9 protein-coding genes are annotated in these 9,387 nt (G+C 73.0%); 8 read left to right on the forward strand and 1 reads right to left on the reverse strand.

The genetic code is table 11. The annotated features are described in order from the left end of the window. Positions 1-118 precede the first annotated feature (118 nt). Genes H9640_RS07760 through H9640_RS07770 form a run of 3 tightly spaced genes read left to right on the forward strand, consistent with a single transcriptional unit; the run spans position 119 to position 4,033 of the window. On the forward strand, positions 119-1,231 hold the full coding sequence (locus H9640_RS07760) for an ABC transporter permease (protein WP_191790146.1): 1,113 nt from the start codon (positions 119-121) through the stop codon (positions 1,229-1,231). A 1-nt stretch (position 1,232) separates the two neighbouring features. Beyond that, positions 1,233-2,282 (forward strand): ABC transporter permease, encoded by a 1,050-nt coding sequence (locus H9640_RS07765; protein ID WP_225226862.1) that lies wholly within the window; start codon positions 1,233-1,235, stop codon positions 2,280-2,282. A 17-nt stretch (positions 2,283-2,299) separates the two neighbouring features. Continuing rightward, the gene (locus tag H9640_RS07770) at positions 2,300-4,033 is read left to right on the forward strand and encodes a dipeptide ABC transporter ATP-binding protein (protein ID WP_191790284.1); all 1,734 of its coding nucleotides are present in this window, start codon (positions 2,300-2,302) and stop codon (positions 4,031-4,033) included. A 105-nt stretch (positions 4,034-4,138) separates the two neighbouring features. On the opposite strand, the gene H9640_RS07775 is transcribed toward H9640_RS07770, so the two are convergent. Next, the gene (locus H9640_RS07775; RefSeq protein ID WP_404821886.1) at positions 4,139-4,978 is read right to left on the reverse strand and encodes a CPBP family intramembrane glutamic endopeptidase; all 840 of its coding nucleotides are present in this window, start codon (positions 4,976-4,978) and stop codon (positions 4,139-4,141) included. A gap of 116 nt (positions 4,979-5,094) precedes the next feature. On the opposite strand from H9640_RS07775, the gene H9640_RS07780 reads away from it, so the two are divergent. The 5 genes from H9640_RS07780 (at position 5,095) to H9640_RS07800 (ending at position 9,321) form a co-directional block, all read left to right on the forward strand. Beyond that, positions 5,095-6,195 (forward strand): hypothetical protein, encoded by a 1,101-nt coding sequence (locus tag H9640_RS07780; protein WP_191790147.1) that lies wholly within the window; start codon positions 5,095-5,097, stop codon positions 6,193-6,195. 184 nt (positions 6,196-6,379) lie between these two features. Further along, positions 6,380-7,162, forward strand: a complete 783-nt coding sequence (locus H9640_RS07785; protein WP_191790148.1) for a hypothetical protein — start codon at positions 6,380-6,382, stop codon at positions 7,160-7,162. After that, complete coding sequence (locus H9640_RS07790) at positions 7,155-7,460, forward strand: transcriptional regulator (RefSeq protein WP_191790149.1); 306 nt, start codon at positions 7,155-7,157, stop codon at positions 7,458-7,460. Before H9640_RS07785 ends, H9640_RS07790 begins: the two co-directional genes overlap by 8 nt. 62 nt (positions 7,461-7,522) lie before the next feature. Beyond that, positions 7,523-8,524, forward strand: a complete 1,002-nt coding sequence (locus H9640_RS07795; protein ID WP_318243702.1) for an ABC transporter ATP-binding protein — start codon at positions 7,523-7,525, stop codon at positions 8,522-8,524. Then, positions 8,521-9,321 carry an ABC transporter permease gene (locus tag H9640_RS07800; protein WP_191790150.1) on the forward strand — a complete coding sequence of 267 codons (801 nt, stop codon included), beginning with the start codon at positions 8,521-8,523 and terminating at the stop codon, positions 9,319-9,321. Before H9640_RS07795 ends, H9640_RS07800 begins: the two co-directional genes overlap by 4 nt. The last annotated feature ends 66 nt before the right edge of the window (positions 9,322-9,387 follow it).

Below are 9,387 nucleotides of genomic sequence, written 5' to 3' on the forward strand. Positions count from 1 at the left end.
CCCCCCCCCCCCCCCCCCCCCCACCGCTCCGAGCCCAGCCGGCTCGGGTCGCCCGAGCCCGCGCAGCAGCATCGCAGGCCACCGAGCAGCGCGGCTCGGACCACGACGAACGGACGACATGACCACGACGACCGACCAGGTGACCACGGCCGACCCGCCGGGCACCGGGACCTCCCGCTCCACACCCCCGCGGAAGAAGACGTCCGGAGGAGGTGGGCTGGGACGGTACGTCCTGGTCCGGTTCCTCCTCATCATCCCGACCGTCTTCATCCTCGTGACGACCGTGTTCGTCGTCATGCGCTCGACCGGCGACCCCATCACGGCCGCGCTCGGCGGGCGCCTGCGGGCCGACCAGCTCGCCGAGCGCATCCACGAGGCCGGCTACGACCGCCCGATCATCGTCCAGTACCTCGAGTACCTGGGCGGGATCGTACGTGGCGACTTCGGCACCACGATCAGCGACAACCGCCCGGTGTCCGAGGTCCTGACGACCTACGGCGCCGCGACGCTCGAGCTCGCGGTCTACGCCCTGATCATCGCGTTCCTGGTCGGCGTGCCCCTCGGGCTCCTCGCCGCGCACCACCGCGACCGGATCCCCGACGCGTTCCTGCGCGTCTTCGCGATCCTCTGCTACGCGACGCCAGTGTTCTTCGCGGGACTCCTGCTCAAGCTCGTCTTCTCGGTGGGCCTCGGGTGGTTCCCCGTCGCGGGGCGCGCGTCCACGGGGGCCGAGCTGCAGATGATGGCCCTGCCGGACCCGTCGGGCTTCTACGTCGTCGACGCGATCCGCACGGGCGACCCTGCGGTCCTGGGTGACGTGCTGATGCACGCGGTCCTGCCGGGCGTGGCCCTGGGGCTGCTGACCGCCGGGGTCTTCCTGCGGCTCGTGCGCACCAACGTCATCGGGACCCTCGCGACCGACTACGTCGACGCGGCCCGCTCGCGCGGAGTGTCCGAGCGCCGGCTGGTGCGCACGCACGCGTGGCGTCCCGCGCTCATCCCGATCATCACGGTCATGGGCATGCAGATCGCCCTGCTCCTGGCCGGGGCGGTCCTGACCGAGACGACGTTCGAGTGGAAGGGCCTCGGATTCATGCTCGCGCAGTACCTGCAGGCCCGGGACTTCGTCGCGGTCCAGGGGATCGTCGTCCTGCTGGCCGTGATCGTCGCGGTCACGAACTTCCTCGTGGACGTCCTCGCGGCGTTCATCGACCCGAGGGTGAGGTACTGACATGGCACGCCGACTCTCCTGGGGCCGTCTGCCCGTGGTCCACCAGCTCCGTCAGAGCGTGGGCCTCCAGCGCGGCATGCTCGTCGCGGGCCTGGTCATCACGGCGCTCTTCCTGCTCACGGCGCTGGCCGCCCCGTGGCTCGCGCCGTACGGGTTCAGCCAGCTCCGCAGCGGCGACGTGCTGTTCGGGGCGCAGCAGCCGCCGTCGGCCGAGCACCTGCTCGGCACGACCGTCGGCGGGTACGACGTCCTGTCCCGCGTCATCTGGGGAGCGCGCACCGCGGCCCTCGTGATCGTGGTCGCGATCGCGGCGTCGATCGTGATCGGCGTCCTGCTGGGCCTGGTCTCGGGGTACTTCGGGGGCTGGCTCGACCGCGTGCTCGTCGTCGTGTGCGACGCGGTCTACGCGTTCCCGTCGCTGCTGCTCGCGATCCTGCTCGCGATCGTCATCAGCGGCGGGCAGTCGGACCTGTGGGGCGGCATCCTGGCGGCCGCGTTCTCGATCACCGTGGTCTTCATCCCGCAGTACTTCCGCGTGATCCGGGCGGAGACCGTGCGGATCAAGGCCGAGGCGTTCATCGACTCGGCGCGCGTCATCGGCACGCCGCACCGCCGGATCATGGGGCGGCACGTGCTGCGCAACGCGACGCGCACGCTGCCGCTCATCGTGACGCTCAACGCGTCCGAGGCGATCCTCACGCTCGCGGGGCTCGGGTTCCTGGGCTTCGGCATCGAGCCGACGGCCGCGGCCGAGTGGGGCTACGACCTCAACAAGTCGTTGTCCGACGTCACGAGCGGCATCTGGTGGACCGCGCTCTTCCCGGGCCTCGCGATCGTGCTCGCGGTCCTGGGCATCACGCTCGTGGGCGAGAGCCTCAACGACCTGGCGGACCCGCGGCGGCGCCGCCGCCGGGCGGCCGCCGTCGGGGCGGGCGAGGTCGCGGAGACGTCGGTCGTGCCGGGCGGCACGCTCGCGGCCGGCCCCGCGGGGCTGGGCGGGCTGGAAGGTTCGGGGACGCTGGGCGACGAGGGAATCGAGGTGCGCCCGTGAGCGCGCAGCAGGACGCGGTGCCGGGGTCGGCACCGGCACAGGCTTCACGCCCGACGACGTCACGCACCTCGGGTGCGGTCGTCATCGTCCGGGACCTCACGGTCTCGTTCGCGACCGACGCCGGGCCGATCCTCGCGGTCGACGGGGTGGACCTCGAGGTCGCCCCGGGCGAGGTGCTCGCGGTCGTGGGCGAGAGCGGCAGCGGGAAGACCGTGACCGCCAAGACGATCCTCGGCCTGCTGCCGGAGACCGCGACGGCGAGGGGCGCCGTCGTGCTGGCGAACAAGGCGGGGACGAGCGAGTCCGACGTCGTCGCGCTGAGCCGGTCCCAGCTGCGGGCCGTGCGCGGCACGGACGTCGCGATGGTCTTCCAGGAGCCGTCGGCCGCGCTCAACCCGGTCTTCACCGTCGGCTGGCAGATCGTCGAGGGGCTCCGCGCGCACCGGCGCGTGCGACGCGCGGAAGGGCGCAGGCAGGCGATCGACGTGCTGCGCCGGGTCGGCATCCCCGACCCCGAGACGGCGGTGGACAAGTACCCGCACCAGTTCTCGGGCGGGCAGAAGCAGCGCGTCGTGATCGCGATGGCGCTCGCGCTCGACCCCGGGCTGATCGTCGCCGACGAGCCGACGACCGCGCTCGACGTGACCGTGCAGGCCGAGATCCTCGACCTGCTGCGGCGCTGCCGCGACGAGTTCGGGACCGCGATCGTCCTCATCACGCACAACATGGGCGTCGTCGCGGACCTCGCGGACCGTGTGGCCGTGATGTACCAGGGCAAGGTCGTGGAGCAGGCGGACGTCCGGTCGCTGTTCGAGGACCCCCAGGCCGAGTACACGCGGTCGCTGCTCGGGGCCGTGCCCCGCGTCGGCGGGGGCGTGGTCAACGCGGCCGCACGGGTCGAGGCGCGCGCCGACGGCTGGGCAGAGGGCGCGCCCGTGGTCGTGGCCGAGGGGCTGCGGATCGAGTACCCGGGCCGCTTCCGCAAGCCCGCGTTCGTGGCCGTCGACGGCGTGGACCTGTCGATCCGGCCCGGCGAGGTGCTGGGGCTCGTGGGGGAGTCGGGCTCGGGCAAGACGACCATCGGCCGGGCCATCGGCGGGCTCACGCCCGTGACGGGCGGGTCGCTGTCGGTGCTGGGCATCGAGATGCGGGGTGCGCGCGAGCGCGACGTGCGACCCGTGCGGCCGCGCATCGGGTTCGTCTTCCAGGACCCCGCGTCGAGCTTCAACCCGCTGCTCACGATCGCCGAGTGCGTGGCCGAGCCGCTCGTGGTGCACGGGCGGGCGGGGGACGCGCGCGACGCGCGCGGACGGGTCGACGAGCTGCTCGAGTCGGTCCAGCTCCCGCGCTCGTACGGCGACCGGTACCCGCACGAGCTGAGCGGCGGGCAGCGCCAGCGCGCGAGCCTGGCCCGAGCGCTCGCGCTCGACCCCGAGCTCTTGGTCGCGGACGAGCCCACGTCGGCGCTCGACGTGTCGGTCCAGGCGCGCGTGCTCGACCTCTTCGCCGAGCTCCAGCGCGAGCTGGGGTTCGCGTGCCTGTTCATCAGTCACGACCTCGCGGTCGTGGACCTGCTCGCCGACCGGATCGCGGTGCTCTACCGGGGCCGGCTCGTGGAGGAGGGCACGTCGGCCGAGGTGCTGGGGGCCCCGCATCACACGTACACCAAGCAGCTCCTGGCGTCGCTGCCCGTGCCGGACCCGGTGCTCCAGGCCGCGCGCCGGGAGGAGCTGGCGGCGCTGCGCGCCTGACGGTCCTCGCGCCCGTCCGCCGAGTGCGGAGCAGTTGCTGTCGAACGGCGGTTCTGACGACAGCTGCTCCGCACTCAGCGGCGTGCCGCGGCAACTGAGTTTCGGCTAGCCGACGCCCAGCGCCTCGAGCCACTCGCGCGGCAGCAGCGCATAGCCCACGAACGCGACCACGTCGAGGATCGTGTGGGCGATCACGAGCGGTACGACGCGGTTCCGCCCCCATCTGCTGGTGTAGAACCACGAGAACACGACACCCATGACCACGTTCCCGACGAACGGGCCGATGCCCTGGTACAGGTGGTACGAGCCGCGCAGCAGCGAGCTCCACACGATGAACTTCACGCGCCCCCAGCCGAGGTCCTTGGTGCGCTCGAACAGGTACGCGACCGCGATGACCTCCTCGAGCAGGCCGTTCTGGAGGGCCGCGAGGATAAGGATCGGCACGGTCCACCAGTAGTCGGCGAGGTTGGCGGGGTTGACCTCGACCGTGATCCCCAGGGCCCGCCCCACCACGTACAGCCCCAGGCCCGGGATGCCGATGACCGCGGCGAGCGCGAACCCCCACCCGGTGTCGCGCCAGGGGCGGCTGCCGTCGAGCCCGATGGCCCGGGTGACCGACCGGCCGCGCGCCGAGAGCAGGTAGAGCGCGAGCGCGACCGGGATGAGCGCGAAGCCGATGCTGAGGATCTGATAGGTCAGGTCGAGGTACGGGCGGGGTGACTGGGAGTTGTTGAGGCTCGTGCTCTGCTCGGCGAGCGGGGTGCCCTCGGTCAGGCGCGCGACGATGTTGACGATCGCGTACACGCCCGACCGGCCGAGGCTCAGTCCCAGCAGGATCCAGATCTCGGCACCGATGCGGCGCCGGGTCTCGGGGTGGTCGGCCGTCGTCGGGGCCCAGCGCGAGCGCTTGCCGGTCTCGGGGGGAGTGCCGGGAGGAGTGGTCACCTGGCCGTTATAGCACCCGCCGCGGGGGAGCGCTGCGCGGTCTTCACACAATCCTCGTCGGTTGGTCAACAGGCGTCCGGAGGGCGTGCAGACGCGTTTCCTACCCTGGGAGGACCGTGACTTCGCACAGACCCCCCTCCATCAGCCCGACCGCCCGAGACGCCCCCGCACCGGGCGCCGCCGACGACGACCTCGACGAGAAGCCGCCAGGCCTCTCCGTCACGCAGGTCGTCGCGAGCGCGCTCGCTGCCGTGAGCTCGACGGTCCTGCTGTCCTACCTGGGTGTGGCCGGGACGATCATCGGTGCGGGCGTGGCGTCGGTCCTGACGGTCGTCGGGAACAACCTCTACACGCGTTCGATCCTCAAGACGCGTCGGCAGATGAAGGCCGCGATGAAGGCGGGCGTGGTGCTGCCCGTGGGCAAGAACGGCCGCAAGGTCCTGCTGCCGACGCTCGCGGGGCCGCACTCGGCGAGCGACGGTCGCGCGGACGACACCACAGAGAGCACCGGTGTGCTGCCCGCGGTCGGCGCGGACGGTCAGGCTGCCGACACCGCGGTCCTCTCGGCCGACGACGTGGGCGGCACGCGCCTCGACGGCCTGCGCACCGCGGCCACGGACGGGCCCGACGACGGCACGGACGGCCCGCAGGACGGCGTCACCCCGGACGACGCCTCGGACGGCGACGCCTTGGACGGCGACGACACGACGTCCCGCCGTCCGAGCCGCAAGACGCTGATCCTCTCGGCCGTCGGTGTCTTCCTCGTGCTGATCGTGGGCGTGACGCTGGTCGAGGTCGTCGCCGGACGCCCGCTGAGCGAGATCCTGCGCGGCGAGGAGGGCTCGGGCACGTCGATCAGCCACGTCGTCTCGCGTGAGCCCGCGACGACCGGAGACACGGGAGACACGACCGGCGACACGACGGACAACTCGACCGACGCGCCGAGCTCGGGCACGACGCCGAGCCCGGCCCCGAGCGATGTCCCGACCCAGGCGCCGACCGACGCGCCGACCACCCCGGAGCCCGAGCCGACCACGCCTGTCACGCCGGAGCCGAACCCGACGCCGGGGACGGGCGGCGACACGGGCGGGACTGGTGGCGCGGGTACGGGTTCCGGCTCAGGGGCCACCGACCTCGAGCAGCAGCCCGGCACAGGTGCAGGCACGGGGGCCGGGAGCGCTCCGGGGACCGGGACCTCGGGCTCCGCGACGTCCTGACGCGCAGCAGCTCCGTCCTCGCCTGACGCCGAGAAGTGAGTTGAGGCCCCTGATCCACGTGGATCAGGGGCCTCAACTCACTTCTCGGCGTAGGGAGGCTCTTGCGCGCAGGCCGTACTCCTGGCAGGCTACAAAGTAGTTTGCAACACAAACCACGAATCGCCGTGGTGGAGAAGGAGCCCTCGTGCCCGACCAGACGTCCGACCGGCACGCCGGACCCGCCCAGGGGCCCGACGACGACCAGCCGCTCGACCCCGCCGGACCCGCCCAGGGGCCCGACGACGACCAGCCGCTCGACCCCGCCGCGAGCCTGCGCCTCATCGCGGCCCAGCAGGAGAAGGCCAAGGACGTCGAACCCGACGGCCGGGTCCTCTACGGCGTCTGGGGGCTGGCCTGGCTCCTGGGCTACACGACGCTCTACGTCAGCTCGCTGCGCTCGGCCACCCCTCCCGCCACGGCGACCCTGCAGATCGGGGCGAGCGACGTCGTCGGGCAGCCCGAGCCCTGGGCCCTCCTCGCCTTCACCTTCCTCATCGTGGGCGCCGTGGCGATCACGATCGTGCACATCATGACCCGCGTGAGCGGCGTGCGCGGCGCGAGCGCCCGCTCGGGCGCGCTCTACGGCTGGGCCTGGTTCATCTCGTTCGCAGCCATGAGCATGGTCCTGGGCGGGCTCGCCCGCGCCGGGGCGAACCCCGAGGTCATGTCCCTCGCGAGCAACTCCCTGTCGTGCCTGGTCGTCGGGATCATGTACCTCGCAGGCGGGGCCATGTGGCAGGAGACGCGCCTGTACGTCCTGGGCGTGTGGATCCTGCTCGTCGCCGGGGCCGCGACGATCGTGGGCCTGCCCGGCCTCTACCTCGTCATGGCCGCCGCAGGCGGTGGCGGGTTCCTGCTCATGGCGCTCGTCGAACAGGTCCTGCGCGTACGGACGCGGCGGCGGATCGCGGGAGGGGCTCGTGCCTGACGTCGAGCTCGACCCGGTCATCCACGCCCAGGCGCGGCTGCGCGTCGTCGCGACGCTCTCGGCGCTGGGCGCGGGCGACCAGATCGCGTTCCCCAAGCTCCGCAAGCTCCTCGACATGACCGCAGGCAACCTCTCGACGCACCTGCGCAAGCTCGAGGACGCCGAGTACGTGACCGTCACCAAGACCCACGAGGGCCGCACCCCGGCCACCTACATCAGCCTCACCCCCCGCGGGCGCCGCGCCTTCGAGGTCTACACCGAGTCCCTGAGCATGCTCCTGAGAGGAGCCGGATCGTGACCAGCCAGCACTCAGCCGTCAGTCCGGGGCGGGCTGCCGCCGCGACACGAGGAGGCCCGGCCGTGCCGCACGGGTCCCTCGTGTCCGCGCAGCACGTGACCCGCCGCTTCGGCGAGGTCGTCGCGCTCGACGACGTGACCCTCGAGGTCGGGGCCGGGGAGCTCGTCGGGCTCCTGGGCCCCAACGGCGCCGGGAAGTCGACGCTGCTCTCGCTCGTGAGCGGGCAGCGCAAGCCGGACTCGGGCGTCGTGCGCCTCTTCGGCGGCGACCCGCGCGACGCCTCGTCCCGCCAAGGCCTGGGCCTCACGCCGCAGGAGACAGGCCTGCCCGCGACGCTCAAGGTGCGCGAGGTCGTCGACTTCGTCGGCAAGCACTACGCGAACCCCGTGCCCACGGGCGAGCTGCTCGAGCAGTTCGGGCTGTCCGACCTCGCCGGGCGCCAGACCGGGGCCATGTCCGGCGGGCAGAAGCGACGCCTCGCGGTCGCGCTCTCGCTCGTCGGGCGCCCGCGGGTCGTGCTGCTCGACGAGCCCACCACGGGCCTCGACGTCGGCGCACGCCAGGCGCTGTGGGCCGCGATCCGCGAGTACCACGCGGGCGGCGGGACCGTGCTCCTCACGAGCCACTACCTCGAGGAGGTGCAGGCGCTCGCGCAGCGCGTCGTCGTGATCGACCAGGGCGTGGTCAAGGCCGACGACACGCTCGACGCGATCCTGCGCCGCGTCGGGCTGCGGCGCGTGGTCGTGCGCAGCACCGCCGACCTGGGGACCGACCTGCCGGGCGTGGTGCGGTCCGAGCGCGCCGCAGACAAGGACGCGGGGGAGTCCGGCGCCTGGCGCTACGAGCTGTACACGGCCGACGCCGACGAGCTGGTCCGCACGCTCGTGACGTCGGGTCTGCCGTTCCACGGGCTCGAGATCCGGGGCGCGAGCCTCGAGGAGGCGTTCGAGCAGATGGTCTCCCGCGCAGCACCCACCGACCACGGCGAGGCCGGGACCCCGACGGGCGCGACGCCGTCGGGCGCCGCGGACCAGCAGACCTCCGAGGAGGAGAGCGCGCGATGAGCACCCACGCAGCCACCACGACCCCCGGCGTGAGCGGGCGCCCGCCCAGCGCCGCGACCCTCACCTGGATCCACCTCAAGTACCAGTTCCTCGAGACCGTGCGCGTGCCCATCGCGGTCCTCGGGAACCTGCTGTTCCCTGCGCTCGCGATGTTCTTCTTCGTCGTGCCGCAGAAGGAGGTCGCGGGCGACCCCGTCGCGGCGACCACGGCCGTCGCGTCGCTCGGGCTGTTCGCGATCTGCTCCGCGAGCCTGTTCACCTACGGGCTGGGCGTCGCGGAGGACCGGGCGCTGCCGTTCGACCCGTTCCTGCGCTCGCTGCCCGCGGGCCCCGCGCCGCGCATGGTCGCGCGCATCCTCAACGGCGGGGTCTTCTCGCTGTTCGGGCTCGTGCCGCTCATCCTCATCGGGTGGCTCCTGACCGCTGCGAGCGTCACGTGGCCCCAGCTGCTCGCGGGCGTGGGGACGGTGCTGCTCGTGTCGGTGCCGTTCGTGCTGCTGGGCATCGCGATCGGGTACTCGCTCTCGGCCAAGGCCGCGCTGCCCGTGGTGCAGGTCATCCTGTTCCCGCTCGCGTTCGCGGGCGGGCTGTTCCTGCCGCCGTTCCTGTTCCCGCCGTGGCTCGACGCGATCTCGATGGCCACCCCGACGCGCGCCGGCCGCGACCTGCTGGTCCAGGCGCTCACGGGCGAGCCGGCGTACGCGCTCGCGTGGGTCGTGCTGCTGGGGTGGACCGTGGTGTTCGCGGTCCTGGCGGTGTGGGCGTACCGCCGCGACGAGGGCCGCCGCTTCAAGTAGGCCCCGCGCCCGCCTCCTCCGGGCGCGGGGGGGGGGGGGGGGGGGGGGGGGGGGGGGGGGGGGGGG

The organism is Oerskovia gallyi (assembly GCF_014836745.1).
Classification (GTDB): domain Bacteria; phylum Actinomycetota; class Actinomycetes; order Actinomycetales; family Cellulomonadaceae; genus Oerskovia; species Oerskovia paurometabola.

Coding starts and splice junctions, on each gene's coding strand:
- H9640_RS07760 (WP_191790146.1), top strand. CDS start 119: ATGACCACGACGACCGACCAGGTGACCACGGCCGACCCGCCGGGCACC.
- H9640_RS07765 (WP_225226862.1), top strand. CDS start 1,233: ATGGCACGCCGACTCTCCTGGGGCCGTCTGCCCGTGGTCCACCAGCTC.
- H9640_RS07800 (WP_191790150.1), top strand. CDS start 8,521: ATGAGCACCCACGCAGCCACCACGACCCCCGGCGTGAGCGGGCGCCCG.